Origin of the sequence: Streptomyces sp. NPDC046915 (assembly GCF_040644935.1) — a bacterium.
Classification (GTDB): Bacteria; Actinomycetota; Actinomycetes; order Streptomycetales; family Streptomycetaceae; genus Streptomyces.
The window spans coordinates 1-18,414 of sequence record NZ_JBEYXB010000018.1 but is presented as its reverse complement, the minus strand read 5'-3'; the positions used below and the strand labels follow the sequence as shown (position 1 = coordinate 18,414).

Sequence of the window (18,414 nt, the reverse complement as noted above, 5' to 3'; positions counted from 1 at the left end):
TCACCGGAGCAGGTAGGGCATGTTGACCGTGACGGCTCCGGTGGGGCAGCGGGCCGCGCACGGGCCGCAGTACCAGCACTCGTCGACGTGCATGTACGCCTTGCCGTTGCTCTCGTCGATGGCGAGGGAGTCCAGCGGGCACATGTCCACGCAGAGCGTGCAGCCGTCGATGCACTTGGACTCGTCGATGGTCACGGGCACATCGGCCCGCTGGGGCGCCAAGGGCATGGCTGTCTCCAGGAAGGTCGGACTCTTGGGAAGCGGGAAGCGGGAAGCGGGAAGCGGGTGGGTCAGAGGGAGCGGTGCAGGAGACCGCTCATGGTGATGCGGTCGCCGCGGAACCGGATGAACTCCAGGTCGACCGGGCGGCCGTCCGCGAGGTGGGTGAGCCGTTCCAGCATCAGGACGGCCGCGCCGCGCGGGGCTTCGAGGACGGTGGCGGAGTGGGTGTCCGCGTTCACCGCCTCCAGCGTGATCTCGGCGTGGCCGAGGCGCCCGCCGGTGATGGCTTCCAGGAGGCGGAAGACATCGGTGTTCTCCAGGTCGGCGTCGAGCAGGGCGGTGCCGATGTCGAGCGGGATGTAGGTGAGGTCGAGGGAGAGGGGGAGGCCGTTCAGGCGGCGCAGGCGTTCGATGTAGAGGACGTCGGTGCCGGCGGGGACGCGGAGGCGTTCGGCGACCGGGGCGGGCGCGGCGGCGGGGCCCATGGTGCGGACCTCGTTGGTGACGCGGCCGTGTTCGCGGAGGGTTTCCGCGAGGCCCATCAGGCGGTCGAGCCCGTGCGGGTACTTCTGGGCGACGACCACCGTGCCCACGCCGGGCTGGCGGTCCACCAGTCCCTCGGCGCGCAGCAGGTCGAGTGCCTGGCGCACGGCGTTGCGGGAGGCGCGGTAGTCGTCGGCGAGGGTGGACTCATGGGGGAGGGTGCCGTCGGGGTGGGCGCCGGTGAGGATCTGGTGGCGGAGGAGATCGGCGAGCTGCCTGGCCTGGTCCGCACGCAGCCGGCGACGCGTGCGGTGGGCGGCGACGGTGGTCGCGGCGCCTTGACCGGCGTGGTCTCGGATGCGGTCGGTGGGTGGCATGTCGTGAACCATACCGAGGAGGTAGGGAAAGACGTGTTGCCGGAGTGTTGCGCCATCTGACGCGCCACCGGTTGGGTTGCTGAGCTGGGGGTTTACCCGTAGGCGGGGGAAGTTCCGCCACTGACGGCGTGGCTGCGAGGCCGTCAGGACAGCGCCGTCAGGACAGCGCCGTCAGAACAGCGCTGTCAAGACAGCGCCGTCAGGCCCGGCGCGAAGGTGATCAGCAGCGGCAGCAGCGGTACGAGCGCCGCCACCGTCGTGGTCAGCGCGCGCTGGCGGCGCAGCAGCCGCGGTGGGGGCTCCAGGAGGCGGTCGACGCGTTCGCCGAGGAGGCGGCGGCTGGAGGCGCAGGACAGGACGCCGCGGTGCTGGTTCAGCTCGATCAGGGCGAGGGCGGTGGTGAGGTGACCGCAGCGGCGGGAGGCCGTGTCGTCGGCGGCCAGTTCGACCAGGCGGTGGGTCTGGTCGCAGAAGTGGGCGAAGAGCGGAACGCGGGGGAAGCCGGTGGCGAGGGCGGTGGACAGGTGCAGCAGCCAGTCGTGGTGGGCGCGGGCGTGGCCGCGCTCGTGGGTGAGGACGGCGTCCAGCTGGTGGTCGGTGAGGCGCTGGAGGGCGCCGGTGGTGACGACCAGCTGGGGCGGGTGGCCCGGCATCCACCAGGCGTCGGGGTACTCGTCCTCGAGCACCAGCATCGGGCCTCGCGCGGCGGGCAGTCCGGCGGGCAGCTCGGGCGCGCGTTCGCGCAGGTGGGCCCGGGTCTGACCGCGGCGACGGCGGGCCTCGACGAGTTCGCGGGCGAGCATCGCCGTGGTCCACGCGGCCCCGCAGGCGAGCAGCGCGGTGAGCGTGACGGCCCAGACCGGGGCGGTGGAGAGGTCGTACGCGGCGGCCACGGCGGGCGGTGCGGGAGCGAAGACCCGGTCGCGGACGGTGTGGAAGACGGCGGCCGCGCCCAGCACCAGCGCGGTCAGGCAGCACAGCAGCACGGTGGCGACCAGGCACTGCCAGACCCACAGCGCGACGACGGGATCCCGTTCGGGCCACGCGGCCCGGGTCAGCGCGCGCGGCACCGGCACCGCGGCCGTCAGGGCGACGACGCTCAGCAGGAGCAGGCAGACGGTCATGCCGGGGGCTCCGGTTCCTGGTCGGAGAGCAGGGGCGGACGAAGGGCTGGTCCGGGTGGCGGTTCAGGTGGTGCACGCTGTTACGCCAGTATGACGCCGACGGGCGCCCGCAGTCAGGCGTCGACGACAAACAGAGCCCGCTCTCGCCCCTCTCCGCCCCCTCACTCCCGCAACGCCTAACCGTTCGCTACGACACGGCCGTTGACCTCTCCCAGCCCCACCCGGGCCCCGTCCGCCCCCGGTGCCCACGCCGACAGGGTCACGATGTCCCCGTCCTCCAGGTACGTCCGCTTGCCGTCCGGCAGTTCGAGCGGATCCCGTCCGTTCCAGGTCAGCTCCAGCAGCGAGCCCCGCTGCCGCTCCTCGGGCCCGCTCACGGTCCCCGACCCGTACAGGTCCCCGGTGCGCAGCGAGGCCCCGTTCACGGTCATGTGCGCCAGCTGCTGCGCCGACGTCCAGTACATGGTGGAGAAGGGCGGCTCGGAAACCGTGTGGCCGTTGACGGCGATGGAGATCCGCAGGTCGTAGCCGCCGGGCTCCTCGCCGGAGTCGTCCAGGTACGGCAGCGGCGGGTGGGTCCGCTCGGGCGGCGCCACCCGAGCGTCCTCCAGTGCCTCCAGCGGGGTGATCCACGCCGACACCGAGGTGGCGAAGGACTTGCCGAGGAACGGGCCGAGGGGCACGTACTCCCAGGCCTGGATGTCGCGCGCCGACCAGTCGTTCAGCAGGCACAGCCCGAAGACGTGCTCCCGGAAGTCGCCCAGCGCGACCGGCCTGCCCCGCTCCGAGGGCACGCCGACGACGAAGCCGACCTCGGCCTCGATGTCCAGGCGGACGGAGGGCCCGAAGACGGGAGCCGGGTCGGCGGGGCCCTTGCGCTGGCCGGACGGCCGTACGACGTCCGTGCCCGACACCACGACCGTCCCGGAACGGCCGTGGTAACCGATCGGGAGGTGCTTCCAGTTGGGGGTCAGGGGGTCCTCGGCGTCGGGGCGGAAGATGTGGCCCGCGTTCCGGGCGTGGTGCTCGGAGGAGTAGAAGTCGACGTAGTCCGCGACCTCGAAGGGCAGGTGCAGGGTCACCGAGGACAGGGGATGGAACAGCGGTTCGATCGTCTCCCGGTGTGCGGGCACCGTGACCCAGGCCGTCAGGGCCCGCCGTACGTCCGACCACGCCGTACGGCCGGCGGCGAGCAGCGGGTTGAGGGTCGGGTGCGCGAGCAGGGAGGCGTACGGCGAACCGATCGCACGCGCCGCCGCGCCGGCATCGAGCACGTGGTCGCCGAGCCGTACGCCGACGCGCCGCTCGGTCGAGCCGGCGGGGGAGAAGACGCCGTAGGGGAGATTGTGCGGGCCGAAGGGGTCGCCCTCGGGGACGTCGAAGGGGGGCATGGGGTGCTGCCTCGCTCTCATCCAGTGCCATCAATGCGTGCCGTTGCATGTGGTCGGGCCACACGTTACGGGTGAGTTGCATGTCCTGGGCAGCGTGCCGGGTAGTGTCTAAAGAGTTCGCAATGTCCGAATAGGCCTTGTCGGAGGGGCTAATTCCGGCTTAGCGTCCCTTTGGGGGACACGGACGGGGTGGGTCCGGTCCGTAGGGGGGACACGTGGGGGGACCCGTGGCCAGGAATTCCGTCGGTGTGCCTTTCGGCGCGGACAGGGACGTACCGGGACTGATCGTCAAGTTCGGCGACTATCCCCTGCACCATGGCGGCGTCGGCGCCATCCGCAGCCTGGGCCGCCTGGGTGTCCCGATGTACGCGATCACCGAGGACCGCTACACGCCCGCGGCCTCCTCCCGTTACCTGACCCGCGCCTTCGTCTGGCCGACCAGCGGGGCGGAGGAACCGGAGTACCTGGTGGAGGGCCTCAGGCGGATCGGCCGGCGGATCGGCCGCCCCACCGTCCTCATCCCCACCGACGAAGAGGCCGCCGTCCTGATCGCCGAACACCAGGCCGACCTGACGGACCGCTTCCTCTTCCCGCGCGTGGACCCCAGCCTGCCGCGTCGGCTGGCCAGCAAACAGGGGCTGCACGAGCTGTGCGTGGAACACGGCATCGCCAGCCCGCCGGCGGCCTTCCCGCAGTCCTACGAAGAGGTCGTCGCCTTCGCCGACCACGCCCGCTACCCGGTGGTGGCCAAGAACCGGGAGGCGTTCGTCCGGCGTAAACGGCCCGCAGTGAACGGCACCACCAGGATCGCCACCCGCGAGGGCCTGCTCACCCTCGCCCGCGACTGGGGCGAGGACCCCGGCGTGATCCTCCAGGAGTACCTGCCCCGGGAGGACGCCGAGGACTGGATCGTGCACGCCTGCTTCGACGACGACTCCACACCGCTCGCGATGTTCACCGGCGTCAAGGTGCGCTCGTGGCCGCCGCACGCGGGCATGACGGCGAACGCCTACGTCGTCGACAACCCGGAACTCGCCGACCTCGCCGCACGTTTCATCAAGCAGATCGGCTTCAGCGGCATCATCGACCTCGACCTGCGCTTCGACCGGCGCGACGGACAGTACAAACTCCTCGACTTCAACCCGCGCATGGGCGCCCAGTTCCGGCTCTTCGAGAACGAGTCCGGCGTGGACGTCGTACGCGCCATGCACCTGAATCTGACCGGCCGCCCGGTTCCGGAGGGGGAACAGCCGGCCGGCCGCCGCTACATCGTGGAGAACATCGACCTCCCCGCCCTCCTCGCCTACCGTCGCAGCGGCTACACGACGCCGCACGCGCCGGCCCGGGCGAGCGGGACGGAGCTGGCGTGGCTCGCGGGTGACGACCCGCTGCCGTTCCTCACGATGCTCGCGCGCTTCGTGCGACCGGGCGCGAAGCACCTCTATCAGCTGTGGCGGACCAACCGCCGCGGCAGCGGCACCGGTTCCGGCAACTGAGGCCCGCCCAGGGCCGGCTGTCCGGACCGGCGCACGATCCACCACCACGAAGTGACGGAAAACACGTCCTGGGGAGGGACTTCGTGATTCAACCGGTTGCAGTCATCGGTGCCGGGCCATTCGGCCTGTCCACCGCCGCCCATCTGCGGGCGCGCGGCATTCCCGTCCGCGTCTTCGGCGATTCCATGGTCAGCTGGCGCGACCACATGCCCGCCGGAATGCTCCTCAAGTCCACCCCGGTGGCGTCCAGCATCGACTGCCCCCAGCCCGGCCACTCGCTCGTCGACTACTGCGACGCGGCGGGCGTCCGCCGGCTGGTCACCGACGAGGACATCATCCCGGTCGAGACCTTCATCGCCTACGGCGAGTGGTTCCAGGAGAAACTGCTGCCCGACCTGGAGCGGGTGCGGGTGGTGTCCGTGGACCGGGGCGCGGGCGGCGGCTTCGAACTCAAGCTGGACTCCGGTGAGTCGTTCACCGCGCGCGCGGTGGTGGTCGCCACCGGCCTGTCCGGACTGGCCCACCTCCCGGCCGAGCTGGCGTCGGCGGCGCCCGACGGACCCGGCCTGACCGGTCCGGTGTCCCACAGCTCCCAGCACCACGACCTGACCCGGTTCTCCGGCAAGGAACTGATCGTCGTCGGCGCCGGCCAGTCCGCGCTGGAGACGGCGGTTCTGGCCGCTGAGGCCGGCGCCCGGGTACGGGTGGTGTCGCGGGGCCGCGGCCGGGTCGCCTTCGGGGCCCCGCCCTGGAACCAGCCGAAGCTGCGCCCCGAGTCGCCCTTCGGCCGCGCCTGGTCCCTCTGGGCGCTGAGCTACTACCCGCACCCCTACCGCTACCTCCCGGCCCGCACCCGCCACTACCTGGTCCGCCGGGTCCTGGGCCCGCTCGGCGCCTGGTGGCTGCGCGACCGCTTCGAGGGGAAGGTCGAGGTGAAGGAGGTCGAGCGGTTGGCCGGCGCGGACGTCTCCGACGGCAGCCCGGTCCTCACCGTCCGCACCCACGCCGGGCAGACCGTCCAGGTCGCCGCCGACCACGTCATCGCGGCCACCGGCTACCGCGTGGACATCGCGGCCATGGACTTCCTCGGCCATGAGCTGCGCACCCGGCTCACGGTGAGCCGGGGCACGCCCCGCCTGGGTGCGGGCTACGTCTCATCCGTCCCCGGTCTGTACTTCACCGGCCTCCCGGCGGCGTCGTCGTACGGCCCGGTGATGCGCTTCGTCTGCGGCACCGAGTTCGCCTCGCCGCGCCTGGCCAAGCACCTCGCGGCGGCACACGGCTGACGGGCTGCGCCACAGGTCTCGAGATCGCCACCAAGGAGCCCACGGGCGCCACTTGGGGCTGGAAACAGCGGTGAGTCGTGGGGGTGCGGTGTCCGTATTCTCTGATCATGGCCGCACCCCCCGCGTATTCCTCCCCGATCTCCCCTGCGTACTCGCTCGTCGCGACCGATCTCGACGGAACGCTCCTGCGTGGCGACGACACGCTCTCCGACCGCTCCCTCGCCGCCCTCGCCCGGGCCGGGAGAGCGGGTGCCCGGCACCTCGTGGTGACCGGGCGCCCGGCGCCGCGGGTGCGGCCGCTGCTCGACGACCTCGGCTGCACGGGGCTCGCGGTGTGCGGACAGGGTGCGCAGGTGTACGACGCCGGCGCCCACCGCCTGCTGTGGTCGGTCACCCTGGACCGGGAACTGGCGGAGACCGCGCTCGGCAAGATCGAGGCCGAGGTGGGGGAGGTGTACGCGGCCGTCGACCAGAACGGGGTGGACGGGCTCACGCTCATCGAGCCCGGCTATCTGATGCCCCACCCCACGCTGCCCGCCGTACGGGTCCGGCGGCGCGACGACCTGTGGTGCGAGCCGATCAGCAAGGTCCTGCTGCGGCATCACGCCCTGTCGGACGACGAGTTGGCCGCCACGGCCCGCGCGGCCGTGGGATCGCTGGCGACGGTCACCATGTCGGGGCCGGGAACCGTCGAGCTCCAGCCGTGCGGCGTCAACAAGGCGACCGGGCTGGCGCTGGCCGCCGACCACCTCGGGCTGAGCGCCGAACGGGCCATCGCCTTCGGGGACATGCCCAACGACATCCCGATGTTCGAGTGGGCCGCCCACGGTGTGGCGATGGCCAACGCCCACCCCGAGCTGAAGGCGGTGGCCGACGAGGTCACCTCGTCGAACGAGGACGACGGCATCGCCGTCGTCCTCGAAGGACTCTTCCCCTGAGCCGGGGCCCGTTCGAGCGGGGCTCGTTCCCTCAGGGGAGCGGAGCGGTCAGTACGCGCCGAACACGTTGTCGATCGAGCCGTACCGGTGGGCGGCGTAGTTGCAGGCGGCCGTGATGTTCGCGACCGGGTCGTAGATGTTGTACGAGGTGCCGGCCACGTGGTAGCTGGCGAACGTGGGGTCGATGACCTGGAGCAGGCCCTTGGACGGGATGCCCGCGGCCGCGTTGGAGTCCCAGAGGTTGATGGCCACCGGGTTGCCCGACGACTCGCGGATCACGTTGCGGTAGATGCCGTTGTACGTGCCCGGGATGCCCTTCTGCGCCATGATCGCGAGCGACTCGCGGATCCAGCCGTCGAGGTTGTTGGCGTACGGGAGCGTGGTGGCGGCCGCGGGGGCGGCCTTGGGGGCGCTCGTGGTGGTGGCCGCGGAGGCGCTGGTCGCACCGATCAGCGGGAGGGCGAGCACGGCGGCGCCGGTGCCGGCGACGGCGAGCCTGCGGGCGAGGCGGGCGAAGGGGGCACGGTGCTGAGCGGCAGCAGACATGTCGAAGTTCCTCTCCGTCGCCTGCGAGGTGAGCTGTCGGGTTCGGGCTGGGAGGTGCCCGGCCGCGCCGCCCGAAGGCGGTGCGGCTTCACCCCGAGCCGTTCCGGGACGACGGGTGTCGCCCGGACCGGCGGCAAACCTGGGTCCCCCGCTCCTGCCGTGAATGAGTTCGTCGATGGGTGTGACGGGCGGCGGCAGGATTCGGCGTTCCGCCCGACGGCCGGGAACGTATGCGAGAGCACATGTCCTGAACAAGCGGCGGATTCACACAAAGTCCTAGTTGACCTTGTTGTGAGGCGTATGAGGCGCTTGATCCTTTGCGTCTGCCAACCCTCAACTGGCCAATGGCGCCAAGCGGTGTGCCCGTGCCGGACGGTGGGGTGCTCCGTTCGGCCGACGTGACCCAATTCACGGAATAGCAATCACGGCAAATAGGACATGAAGGGCGCCGCTTTGGGTAGCGCATCGAGCGTGGGAGCGGAAGGCGAACTGCTCCAAGCGGCGCAGTCATGTCGTACTTCCGGGTAAGTCGATAAATATCTGTGCTTATCGGCCGATCGAAAACATAACGGGCGTGATCCGATAGCGCCCGGCCTGTAACAGTGGGCGCCCTCGGTGATCGAAAGCTGACCGGATACGCTGACTTGAGTGAGGGCAGCGACCTATCGACAAACCGTGTAATCGCCAGCAGGCACCAGCAGACAGGAGACCCCTCGTGACCGTCGTCGGGCCGTTCGGGCTTAGCGTGCGGGACCAGGCTCTGGAAGCCGATGTCCAGGCCGGATTGGCGGCTGTCGAGGAGGGACTGCTCGAAGCCACCAAGAGTGAGGTCCCCTTCATCACCGGGGCCGCCCAGCACCTCGTGCGCGCGGGCGGGAAGCGGTTCCGGCCGCTGCTCGTGATGCTCGCGTCACAGTTCGGGGACCCGTACGCGCCGGGAATCGTGCCCTCGGCCGTCGTCGTCGAGCTCACCCACCTCGCGACGCTCTACCACGACGACGTCATGGACGAGGCCGCGGTGCGCCGCGGAGTGGACAGCGCGAACACCCGCTGGGGCAACTCCGTCGCCGTCCTCACCGGCGACTTCCTCTTCGCCCGCGCCTCCCAGATCCTCGCCGACCTCGGCCCCGAGGCCGTACGGGTGCAGGCCCTGGCGTTCGAGCGGCTGGTCACCGGGCAGATCCTGGAGACGGCGGGGCCGCAGGACGGCCGCGACCCGGTCGAGCACTACCTGGACGTCCTCGGCGGCAAGACCGGCTCGCTGGTGGCGGTCTCCTGCCGCTTCGGCGCCATGATGTCCGGGGCCGACGAGACCGTGGTGGACGTACTGACCCAGTACGGCGAGCGGCTCGGCGTCGCCTTCCAGCTCGCCGACGACGTACTGGACATCGCCTCCGACTCCCACGAGTCCGGCAAGACCCCGGGCACCGACCTGCGCGAGGGCATCCCCACCCTGCCCGTGCTGCGTCTCAGGGAGCGGGCGGCCCGGCTGGGGCTGGCCGAGGACATCGCCCTGTGCGACCTGCTCGACTCCGACCTGACCGACGACGCCCGGCACGCCGAGGCGCTGGCCGCGCTGCGCGCCCACCCCGCGCTGGAGCAGGCACGCCGGGACACCGTGCGCTACGCGGAGGACGCGCGGGCGGCGCTGGCGCCGCTGCGGGAGTGTGACGCCAAGGCGGCACTTCTGCAGCTGTGCGACGCGGTGGTGCACCGGGCTGGGTAGGTGCCCGGCGTTTGCCTGGGCCACGCTGGGGGCTGCGCCCCCAGACCCCCCTTCGGCCTGAACGGCCTCGTCCTCAAACTCCCCCAGAGGGGGGCACCCCCGGACGGGCTGGTAAAGACACCGGCATGACCCCTACGGGTCGGAGGACATCCCGCCTCCCCGTGTCATACCGGAGGCGTACATCGAGTTGCCTCCCGGGTCTGACGCATCCTCACGGCCGATTTGGTGAGATGGAAACCACGGAAATCACCACTCCTCACCGATTCGGGTGAGAATGGCGGCTCAGGGTTTACGAGGGTGAGGGCAGCCGCCGCCGACGACGGAGGTAAGGCACACATGGCACCGTACGGATCCGACGACACCACGTCCGACGACAGCATGGCCGACACCGACATGGCCGCCGGACGCCGCAAGGCGGCCCGGTACGTCGTACCGGTCGCGGTGGTGGGGGTGGCGGCGGCGACCATCGGGCTGGTCCCGGCGCTCGCCGACTCCGGTGACCCCGACCTGCCGAAGATCAGCGCACAACAGCTCATAAACAAGATCGCCGCGTCGGACGTGCAGCAGATGTCCGGCACGGTGCGGTTCAGCACCAACCTCGGGCTGCCGAACCTCGGCGGCCTGGAGAGCGGCCTGCTGTCCGGGGCGAACAAGGGCGGCGACGGCTCGTCGGCCGACCCGAAATCCAAGCTCACCGAACTGCTCTCGGGCAGTCACACGCTGCGCGTGGCGGCCGACGGACCCGACCGCCAGAAGGTCTCGCTGATCGAGAGCGCCGCCGAGTACAGCCTCATCCACGACGGCAAGGACGTCTGGGGCTACGACAGCAAGTCCAACGAGGTGTACCACGGCACCGCGGACCAGAACGGCGAGCGGCAGCGGGAGAAGACCCCCGCCACGCCGAAGGACTTCGCCGACGAGGCCCTGAAGTCCGTCGACGACACCACGTCCGTGACCGTCGACGGCACCGTCCAGGTCGCCGGCCGGGACGCCTACAAGCTGCTCATCAAGCCCAAGCAGTCGAGCACCACGGTGGGCGCGATCAGCATCGCCGTGGACGCCAGGACCGGGATGCCGCTGAAGTTCACCCTGACCCCGGCAAGCGGTGGCGCCGCCGTCGTGGACGCGGGCTTCACCCAGGTCAGCTTCGCCAAGCCGGCCGCCTCGACCTTCGACTTCACCCCGCCGAAGGGCGCGAAGGTCACCCAGGGGGACGAGGCGGCCAAGGCGCCCCGGGAGAGTGCCCCGAAGTCCGGGAAGGACCTCGCCAAGGGCCGTGACGGCTTCGACGTCCTCGGCAAGGGCTGGAACTCGATCGCCACCTTCGACTCCGGCAGCAAGGGCGGCCTGCCCTCCGGTGCGGGCGGCGGCGACATGGGCGGCTTCCTCGGCTCGCTCGGCGACCATGTGACCGGCAAGTTCGGCAAGGGCACGGTGTTCTCCACCCGCCTGGTCAACGCCCTGATCACGGACGACGGCAAGGTCTACGTCGGCACCGTGACCAAGAACGCGCTGGTGAAGGCGGCCGACGCGGCACGGTAGACAGACGCGGCACGGCAGCCGCCGGCCGCACAGCACGTACGTACGTACCTGCGTACGTATGACGAAGCAGGGGAGCCGATGGACGAACCGTCCGCCACGGAGCCGGCCGCGCGGGACGCGGATGACAGCGTCATCCACACCCGTGCGCTCACCAAGCGCTACCGCGGCGGACAGCTCGCCGTCGACGGTCTCGACCTGACCGTCCCGGCGGGCAGCGTCTTCGGCTTCCTCGGTCCGAACGGCTCCGGGAAGACCACCACCATCCGCATGCTGATGGGCCTGATCGCGCCGACCTCCGGCACGGCGCGCGTCCTGGGGCGTCCCATACCCCGGGCCGCGCGCACCGTGCTCCCGCAGGTCGGCGCCCTCATCGAGGGACCGGCCCTGTACGGCTTCCTCTCCGGCCGCGACAACCTGCTGCGGTACGACGCGGCCGACCCGACCGCCGACCCGCGCACCCGGCGCGCCCGCGTCACGGCCGCACTGGACCGGGTGGGTCTGACGGCCGCCGCGGGCAAGAAGGCGAAGGCCTACTCCCTGGGCATGAAGCAGCGCCTGGGTCTGGCCGCCGCACTGCTCCAGCCGCGCAGGCTGCTCGTGCTGGACGAGCCGACCAACGGGCTCGACCCGCAGGGCATGCGGGAGATCCGGGCGCTGGTGCGGGAGTTGGCCTCGGACGGCACGACCGTGTTCCTCTCCTCCCACCTCCTCGACGAGATCGAGCAGGTGTGCACCCATGTGGCGGTGATGGCCCAGGGCCGACTGATCACCCAGGGCCCGGTGGCCGACCTGGCGGCCGGGGCACGCGGGCTGCTCGTCGTCACCACGCCGGATCCGGGTGAGGCGGCCCGGGTGCTGAAGGAGCAGGGGGTCGCGGACGTCGTCGTCGCCGAGGACCGGGTGAGCGGCGAGCCGCCCGACCGTGACCTCGCCGAGCTGAACGCGGCGCTGGTGACGGCCGGGGTGCGGGTGCGCGGCTTCGGAGTGGAGCGGGCCTCGCTGGAGGACGCGTTCGTGGCGCTGACGGGGGAGGGCTTCGATGTCGCAGGCTGAGGCAGTGGCCGTACGCCGTCCCACCCCGCTGTGGACCTTCGGCCTGCTGCGCAACGAACTGACCGTCACCTTCCGGCGCTGGCGCACGCTCGCGCTGCTCGGTGTGCTGGCCGCGGTGCCGGTGCTGGTCGGGGTCTCGGTGAAGATCGAGACCCGGGGCGGCTCGTCGGCGGGCGGCCGGGGCGGCGGGGGCGAGGGCCCGGCGTTCATCGCGCAGATCACCAACAACGGTCTGTTCCTGGTGTTCACGGCGCTGGCGGCGACGCTCCCGTTCTTCCTGCCGATGGCGATCGGCGTGGTGGCGGGCGACTCCATCGCGGGCGAGGCCAACGCCGGAACCCTGCGCTACCTTCTGGTCGCCCCGGCCGGCCGCACCCGCCTGCTGCTCACCAAGTACGCGACGGTCATGGCCTTCTGCCTGGTCGCCACCTTCGTGGTCGCCGTCTCCGCCCTCCTGACGGGCGCGCTGCTCTTCCCGCTCGGCGACCTGACGACCATCTCGGGCACCCAGATCAGTTTCGCCGACGGCCTCGGCCGCGCCCTGCTGATCGCCCTGGCCGTCGCCGCGTCACTGGTCGGGGTCGCGGCGCTCGGCCTGTTCGTCTCCACGCTGACGAACAGCGGGATCGCGGCGATGGCGACCACGGTCGGCCTGCTCATCACCGTCCAGATCCTCGACCAGATACCTCAACTGCACGCGTTGCAGCCGTACTTCTTCTCCCACTACTGGCTGTCCTTCGCCGATCTGATGCGCGACCCGGTCTACTGGGACGACCTGGTGAAGAACCTCGGTCTCCAGGCCCTGTACGCCGCGGTGTTCGGCTCGGCGGCCTGGGCACGGTTCACGACGAAGGACATCACGGCCTAGGGGCGGCCTGCCACGGCGGCGGCGCTCAGCGGTTCTGGTACGGGAAACGGGCGAGCGGGGCCGCGCGGGTGAAGAACGTCTTCGCCCGGGTCAGCGCCTCGGTGTCCTTGAGTACGTCCCCGCGCGCGCTGCCGTTGCCGAGCAGCACCCCGCCGAAGCGCATACCCAGGTACGCGGCCGAGTTGTTGAGCGTGTCGACGAGCGGATCGGCCACCGACGGCTCCCGGTCGGCGAGCGCGGCGATGCCCCACAGCGTGCGCCCGGCGAGGGTCGCCTTGAAGTCGATGCCGGGGGTGCGCAGCCAGCCGGACCAGTAGTCCAGGTAGCGCTTGGTGAGGCCGGACACCGAGTACCAGTACAGCGGCGAGGCGATGACGATGTCCGTGGCCGCGAGCGTCGCCTCCAGCAGCAGGCCGGTGTTGGTGTCGGCCGGCGGGCGTACGTGGTCGCTGTCACGCCGCTGGTCCACGAAGTCGGGCAGCGGGTGCTCGGCCAGGCTGATCCACTGCTGCTCGACGTCCCCGGGCAGCTGTTCGGCGGCCGTGCGCGCCAGCAGCTCGGTGTTGCCGTCGGCGCGGGCGCTGCCGAGCACGAACAGGAAACGGCGGTTCATAGGTCCCCCAGGTGGTCGATGTACCGCAAAATGGTCGGCGTGACGCGAAAATACAAGCACCTGCATTATATGCGCATGCAATTAGATGTCCAGTGGCGGCCGGCTGGTGCGAGGCTGTGACGTCGTGGTGACGCGGAAGCGGGGGTGTACCGGAGACACTCGAGGGCAGGGACGCGTACGACCGGATCGTGAGGCCGGGGGAGTGAGGAAACCGATGGCTCGACTGAGCTTCGAGAAGAAGCGGGACCTGTGGGACGACCCGCACCCGGCGGCCCCGCTGGAGGTGCGGGTCTCGGGCTCGGGCAGCGCCTCCGTCGGCGGGGTGGCGGTCATGGCGGCCCCCGGTCAGGAGATCCAGCAGGCCGTCCTGAACCACCTCCAGCGCCTCGCCATCAGCCTCGGCCACCCGGTGCACGCCATGGTCCACGACGACCGAGTCGGCTGCGTCGTCCCCCTCGAAGTGGATGTGAACGGCGCCAGCCGCTTCACGGGCGAGCCACGACTGCACGAACGGAACGCCGCCCCGCAGGCGGCACGGACCACGACCCCGCAGGCGGCACGCACCGTCGCGCCGCAGCAACCCCGCCGCGACACGCCCCCGCCCCCGCCCCCGCCCGAGCCGCTCCCGCTCCCCCTGCCGGCGCCGGACCGCGCCCCCGAGCCCGACACCCGGCACCACACGCCGGCCCGGGGCTTCGACGCGGTCGCCGAAGCGGTCCTCGGCGACGGCCCGGTGACCGCCACCGCGGAGGGCGCCGCGCTGCTCACCGAGCCCATGACGCGGATCAACGAGGCGGTCAAGGAGGGTCGGATCGAGACGGCGTCGGAGCTCGCCGAGCACACCGTCGTCCAGGCCTCGAACGTGCTGGGCGCCGGTCACCCCGAGGTGCTGCGCCTGCGCGAACTGACCGCCTACATCGCCTACCTGGCCGGCGACCCGCTTCGGGCCTTCGACCTCTCCCTCGACCTGGCCCGCCTCCACCACCGAGGCCGGAACGCGGATGCCGCCTACGGCAACGTCCAGAGCGCGGCCACCGCCTGGCGTGCCGTGCGGGACCCCGAGCACGGTCTGCGTCTGGGGCAGGACCTGATCGAGCTGTGGACCGAGCTGGCCGCCCGGCCGGGCCCGGCGGACGACGACCGGGAGCGGCTGGAGTCCGCCCGCGCCCGCATGGTCCGCCTGACGGACCGCGCCGCCAGGGCGGCCGGCGCCTGACGGCCTGCTCCACGCGGAAGACGCCCTACTGCGTGCGGGAGACGGTCTCTTCCGTACGGAAGACGCCCTACTGCACGCAGAACTCGTTCCCCTCGGGGTCCGCCATCACCACCCACTCCCCGCCGGGCTCCGTCACCCGCCGCAACACCTGGGCGCCCAGCGCCTGAAGCCGCTCGACCTCGGCGTCGCGCCGGCCCTCGCCCGGGTGCAGGTCGAGGTGGAGCCGGTTCTTGCCGGTCTTCGCCTCCGGCACGCGCTGGAACAGCAGCCGCCGCCCGAGCCCGGTGCCGCGCTCCTTGTCGTACGGGTCGTCCGGATGCCGTACGGCGATCAGGTCCCGGAAGGCCGGGCGGCCGTGGTACTCCACGGTGGCCTCGCCCGGCAGCGCGCCGAGCTCCAGCAGCCGCTCGACGAACGCGCTGTTGTCCTCGGCCTCGTAGTGCAGCGCGGCGGCCCAGAAATCGGCCTGCGCGTGCGGGTCGGTGGCGTCGACGACGAGTTTGAAGTGCAGCGTGGCGGGTGCGGGCGTCTGCGTCATGGCGCCACTTATAGCCGACCCGGACCGGTCAGGAGGCCGGTTCCGGTTCCTGGCCGGAGGCCACGCCGTCCGGTTGCCGCACGACGGTGTCCACCGGAACGGCGGCTGCCGTCGCGGCCGCGGCCGCGACGGCCAGCGCCCGGGCTGTCCGGCGCGCGGTGCGCAGCGCGTCCCAGGTGAGCAGGGCCAGCGCCAGCCAGACGAGCGCGAAGCCGGCCCAGCGCTCGGGCGGCATGGCCTCGTGGAAGTACAGGATGCCCAGCAGGAACTGGAAGACGGGCGCCAGATACTGGAGCAGCCCCAGCGTGGACAGCGGCACCCGGATCGCGGCCGCGCCGAAGCAGACCAGCGGCAGCGCGGTGACGGCACCGGTCGAGGCGAGCAGCGCGGCGTGCCCGGCGCCCTCGCTCGCGAAGCTGGCGTCTCCGTGCGCGCTCAGCCACAGCAGATAGCCGAGCGCGGGCAGGAACTGGATCGCGGTCTCCGCGGCCAGCGACTCGACACCGCCGAGGTTGACCTTCTTCTTCACCAGGCCGTAGGTGGCGAAGGAGAAGGCGAGGCACAGGGAGATCCACGGCGGCTGTCCGTACCCCACGGTGAGGACGACCACGGCCGCGAAGCCGACGCCGACCGCCAGCCACTGCACGGGCCGCAGCCGTTCCTTCAGGAGCAGCACGCCCATCGCTATGGTGACCAGCGGGTTGATGAAGTAGCCCAGCGAGGCCTCGACCACGTGCCCGCTGTTCACGGCCCAGATGTACACGCCCCAGTTGACGGTGATCACCCCGGCCGCGACCGCGACCAGCGCGAGCCGCCCGGGTTGCCGCAGCAGCTCACCGGCCCAGGCCCAGCGCCGTACGACCAGCAGCGCGGCGGCGACGAAGACGAGGGACCACACCATCCGGTGGGCGAGTATCTCCATCGCGCCGGCGGGCTTGAGCAGCGGCCAGAACAGGGGTACGAGACCCCACATTCCGTACGCCGCGAAGCCGTTCAGCAGACCTGTCCGCCGCTCACTCCTCGACTCCCCGGCCACGGGCCCCTCCTGCTCACTCCGTACGTCCTGTCCGCCTGGACGAAGGTAGCGCCGAGCACCCCCGCCTGTCATGCCCGTATCGCTATACGGTCATGACAGGCGGGGGTCGAAGACTCAGGGGCTCCGGGTGAGGGGACTTCAGCCCTTGAGCGCGGCGCTGATCGCCTCGGCGAGCGGGGTGGTCGGACGGCCGGCCAGGCGCGAGAGGTCGCCGGTGGAGACGACCAGTTCGCCCTTCTCGATGGACGCGTCCACGCCCGCCAGGATCGCGGCGAACGGCCCCGGCAGACCGGCGCCCGCCAGGATGCCCTCGAAGGCCTCGACGGGGACGGCGTTGTAGGCGATCTCCCTGCCGGTCTGCCGGCTCAGCTCGGCCGCGTACTCGGCGAAGCCCCACGCCTCGTCGCCGCCCAGCTCGTACGTCTTGTTCTCGTGCCCCTCGCCGGCCAGCACCGCGGCCGCGGCGGCGGCGTAGTCGGCGCGGGAGGCGGAGGAGACCCGGCCGTCACCGGCGGCCTGGACGACCGCGCCGTGCTCCAGCACCGGGGCGAGGTTCTCGGTGTAGTTCTCGTGGTACCAGCCGTTGCGCAGCAGCGTGTACGGCAGACCGGAGGCCAGCAGCGCCTTCTCGGTGCCGCGGTGGTCGTCGGCGAGCGCGGCGGTCAGGGTGCCCGGGGCGCTGGTGTAGGCGAGGAGCGCGACACCGGCGGCCTTGGCCGCGTCGATGACGACCTGGTGCTGCTGGACGCGGCCCTTGTCGAACTCGTTGCCCGAGATCAGCAGCACCTTGTCGCCGGCGGCGAAGAGGCTGTCGAAGGTCTGCGGGGTGTTGTAGTCGGCGACCGCGATCCGCACTCCGCGCTCCGCGAAGTCGGCGGCCTTCTCCGGGGTGCGGACGACCGCGGTGATCTGCTCGGCCGGGACCTTCTCCAGCAGCTGCTCGACGACGAGGCGGCCGAGGTGCCCGGTGGCTCCGGTGACGACGATGCTCATGATTCAGCGATCTCCTTGTGGGGTGCGTCTTCGACACTCACCCTAGGAGCTGTACTAACTTCTGGAAAGTACCCACTTTGAAGTAAGGTACTGGCATGGCAGTAAGTGAGATCGGTTCGGCAGGCGAGACGATGTGCCCCTACCGCCTCGTCCTGGAGCACGTCACCAGCCGCTGGGGCGTCCTGGTCCTCATCGCCCTCCTGGAGCGCTCCTACCGCTTCAGCGAACTGCGCCGCGAGATCGGCAGGATCGGCCGGGGCGTCAGCGAGAAGATGCTCACCCAGACCCTCCAGACCCTGGAGCGCGACGGCCTGGTCCACCGGGACGCCAAGCCGGTGATCCCGCCGCGCGTCGACTACTCCCTGACCGAACTGGGCCGCGAGGCGGCGGAGCAGGTACGGGGGCTCGCGATGTGGACGCAAGCGCGGATGGACGACGTGGAGCAGTCGCGCTCCGCGTACGACGAGGCCCGGGCGGCGCAGACCCGGGCCTCCTGAGGAACCGCCGCCGTCAGCCGACGACCGTCCAGGTGTCGCCGCCGGCCAGCAGGGAGGCCAGGTCGCCCTTGCCCCGCTGCTCGATCGCGGTGTCCAGCTGGTCGGTCATCTGGTCGTCGTAGACCGGGCGCTCCACGGACCGGAAGACCCCGATGGGGGTGTGGTGCAGGGTGTCGGGATCGGCCAGGCGCGAAAGCGCGAAGGCGGTGGTCGGGGACGCCGCCCGGGCGTCGTGGACCAGCACGTCGGCCTCGTTGTCGGGGGTCACCGTGACGACCTTCAGATCACCGGTCTGGCGGTCGCGGACGACTCCCCGGCTGCCGTCCGCGCCGAAGCGGATCGGCTGCCCGTCCTCGAGGCGGATCAGTGCTTCCTCGGCCTGTTGCTTGTCTTTGAGGGCGTCGAAGGCGCCGTCGTTGAAGATGTTGCAGTTCTGGTAGATCTCGATCAGTGCGGTGCCGGGGTGGTT

General features: G+C 71.3%; 18 protein-coding genes, 1 pseudogene and 1 riboswitch. Of the genes and pseudogenes, 9 read left to right on the top strand and 10 right to left on the bottom strand.

The window, feature by feature from the left end:
• From ABZ915_RS35860 to fahA, 4 genes are all read right to left on the bottom strand, one after another.
• The gene (locus ABZ915_RS35860; RefSeq protein ID WP_010986276.1) at window positions 1-228 is read right to left on the bottom strand and encodes a ferredoxin family protein; all 228 of its coding nucleotides are present in this window, start codon (window positions 226-228) and stop codon (window positions 1-3) included.
• A 62-nt stretch (window positions 229-290) separates the two neighbouring features.
• Complete coding sequence (locus tag ABZ915_RS35855; protein WP_361812094.1) at window positions 291-1,082, bottom strand: GntR family transcriptional regulator; 792 nt, start codon at window positions 1,080-1,082, stop codon at window positions 291-293.
• Between the two features lie 185 nt (window positions 1,083-1,267).
• Window positions 1,268-2,206, bottom strand: coding sequence for a M56 family metallopeptidase (locus ABZ915_RS35850; protein WP_361812091.1), 939 nt, complete (start codon window positions 2,204-2,206; stop codon window positions 1,268-1,270).
• 176 nt (window positions 2,207-2,382) lie between these two features.
• Window positions 2,383-3,597, bottom strand: coding sequence for a fumarylacetoacetase (gene fahA, locus ABZ915_RS35845; RefSeq protein WP_361812088.1), 1,215 nt, complete (start codon window positions 3,595-3,597; stop codon window positions 2,383-2,385).
• Window positions 3,598-3,845: 248 nt separating this feature from the next.
• On the opposite strand from fahA, the gene ABZ915_RS35840 reads away from it, so the two are divergent.
• The 3 genes from ABZ915_RS35840 (at window position 3,846) to ABZ915_RS35830 (ending at window position 7,317) form a co-directional block, all read left to right on the top strand.
• Window positions 3,846-5,093 (top strand): ATP-grasp domain-containing protein, encoded by a 1,248-nt coding sequence (locus ABZ915_RS35840; RefSeq protein WP_361812085.1) that lies wholly within the window; start codon window positions 3,846-3,848, stop codon window positions 5,091-5,093.
• 83 nt (window positions 5,094-5,176) lie between these two features.
• Window positions 5,177-6,379 carry an NAD(P)-binding domain-containing protein gene (locus ABZ915_RS35835; protein ID WP_361812082.1) on the top strand — a complete coding sequence of 401 codons (1,203 nt, stop codon included), beginning with the start codon at window positions 5,177-5,179 and terminating at the stop codon, window positions 6,377-6,379.
• A gap of 107 nt (window positions 6,380-6,486) precedes the next feature.
• Window positions 6,487-7,317: an HAD family hydrolase gene (locus ABZ915_RS35830; protein ID WP_361812079.1), complete on the top strand. Its 831-nt coding sequence runs from the start codon at window positions 6,487-6,489 to the stop codon at window positions 7,315-7,317.
• Window positions 7,318-7,365: 48 nt separating this feature from the next.
• Here the strand turns inward: ABZ915_RS35830 and ABZ915_RS35825 are convergent, their stop codons facing one another.
• Complete coding sequence (locus ABZ915_RS35825) at window positions 7,366-7,863, bottom strand: transglycosylase SLT domain-containing protein (protein WP_361812077.1); 498 nt, start codon at window positions 7,861-7,863, stop codon at window positions 7,366-7,368.
• Between the two features lie 5 nt (window positions 7,864-7,868).
• Window positions 7,869-8,048, bottom strand: a riboswitch (cyclic di-AMP (ydaO/yuaA leader).
• 530 nt (window positions 8,049-8,578) lie between these two features.
• On the opposite strand from ABZ915_RS35825, the gene ABZ915_RS35820 reads away from it, so the two are divergent.
• The 4 genes from ABZ915_RS35820 to ABZ915_RS35805 all read left to right on the top strand — a co-directional run bounded on the left by ABZ915_RS35820 (window position 8,579) and on the right by ABZ915_RS35805 (window position 13,052).
• The gene (locus ABZ915_RS35820; RefSeq protein ID WP_361812071.1) at window positions 8,579-9,589 is read left to right on the top strand and encodes a polyprenyl synthetase family protein; all 1,011 of its coding nucleotides are present in this window, start codon (window positions 8,579-8,581) and stop codon (window positions 9,587-9,589) included.
• Between the two features lie 336 nt (window positions 9,590-9,925).
• Window positions 9,926-11,131: an outer-membrane lipoprotein carrier protein LolA gene (locus ABZ915_RS35815; protein WP_361812068.1), complete on the top strand. Its 1,206-nt coding sequence runs from the start codon at window positions 9,926-9,928 to the stop codon at window positions 11,129-11,131.
• 78 nt (window positions 11,132-11,209) lie between these two features.
• The gene (locus tag ABZ915_RS35810) at window positions 11,210-12,184 is read left to right on the top strand and encodes an ABC transporter ATP-binding protein (RefSeq protein ID WP_361812065.1); all 975 of its coding nucleotides are present in this window, start codon (window positions 11,210-11,212) and stop codon (window positions 12,182-12,184) included.
• Window positions 12,171-13,052: an ABC transporter permease gene (locus ABZ915_RS35805; protein WP_361812062.1), complete on the top strand. Its 882-nt coding sequence runs from the start codon at window positions 12,171-12,173 to the stop codon at window positions 13,050-13,052. The genes ABZ915_RS35810 and ABZ915_RS35805 overlap by 14 nt, the downstream gene beginning before the upstream one ends.
• Window positions 13,053-13,077: 25 nt before the next feature.
• Here ABZ915_RS35805 and ABZ915_RS35800 read toward each other — a convergent pair whose 3' ends face one another.
• Window positions 13,078-13,665, bottom strand: coding sequence for an NAD(P)H-dependent oxidoreductase (locus ABZ915_RS35800; RefSeq protein ID WP_361812059.1), 588 nt, complete (start codon window positions 13,663-13,665; stop codon window positions 13,078-13,080).
• A 214-nt stretch (window positions 13,666-13,879) separates the two neighbouring features.
• Here ABZ915_RS35800 and ABZ915_RS35795 point away from each other — a divergent pair, with 214 nt between their 5' ends.
• A complete protein-coding gene (locus tag ABZ915_RS35795; RefSeq protein ID WP_361812056.1) occupies window positions 13,880-14,881 on the top strand; it encodes a hypothetical protein in 1,002 nt (333 codons plus the stop codon).
• A gap of 67 nt (window positions 14,882-14,948) precedes the next feature.
• Here the strand turns inward: ABZ915_RS35795 and ABZ915_RS35790 are convergent, their stop codons facing one another.
• The 3 genes from ABZ915_RS35790 to ABZ915_RS35780 form a co-directional block, all read right to left on the bottom strand.
• Entirely contained in the window at window positions 14,949-15,419 is a 471-nt protein-coding gene (locus tag ABZ915_RS35790) for a VOC family protein (RefSeq protein ID WP_361812053.1), read from the bottom strand.
• 28 nt (window positions 15,420-15,447) lie between these two features.
• Window positions 15,448-16,455 (bottom strand): EamA family transporter RarD, encoded by a 1,008-nt coding sequence (rarD, locus tag ABZ915_RS35785; RefSeq protein WP_361812050.1) that lies wholly within the window; start codon window positions 16,453-16,455, stop codon window positions 15,448-15,450.
• 138 nt (window positions 16,456-16,593) lie between these two features.
• On the bottom strand, window positions 16,594-17,448 hold the full coding sequence (locus ABZ915_RS35780; RefSeq protein ID WP_361812047.1) for an SDR family oxidoreductase: 855 nt from the start codon (window positions 17,446-17,448) through the stop codon (window positions 16,594-16,596).
• A 95-nt stretch (window positions 17,449-17,543) separates the two neighbouring features.
• Between ABZ915_RS35780 and ABZ915_RS35775 the strand changes: the two genes are divergently transcribed.
• Entirely contained in the window at window positions 17,544-17,945 is a 402-nt protein-coding gene (locus ABZ915_RS35775; RefSeq protein ID WP_361812044.1) for a helix-turn-helix domain-containing protein, read from the top strand.
• 13 nt (window positions 17,946-17,958) lie between these two features.
• Here the strand turns inward: ABZ915_RS35775 and ABZ915_RS35770 are convergent.
• Window positions 17,959-18,414: pseudogene (locus tag ABZ915_RS35770) on the bottom strand (2-oxoacid:ferredoxin oxidoreductase subunit beta); the annotation flags it as partial.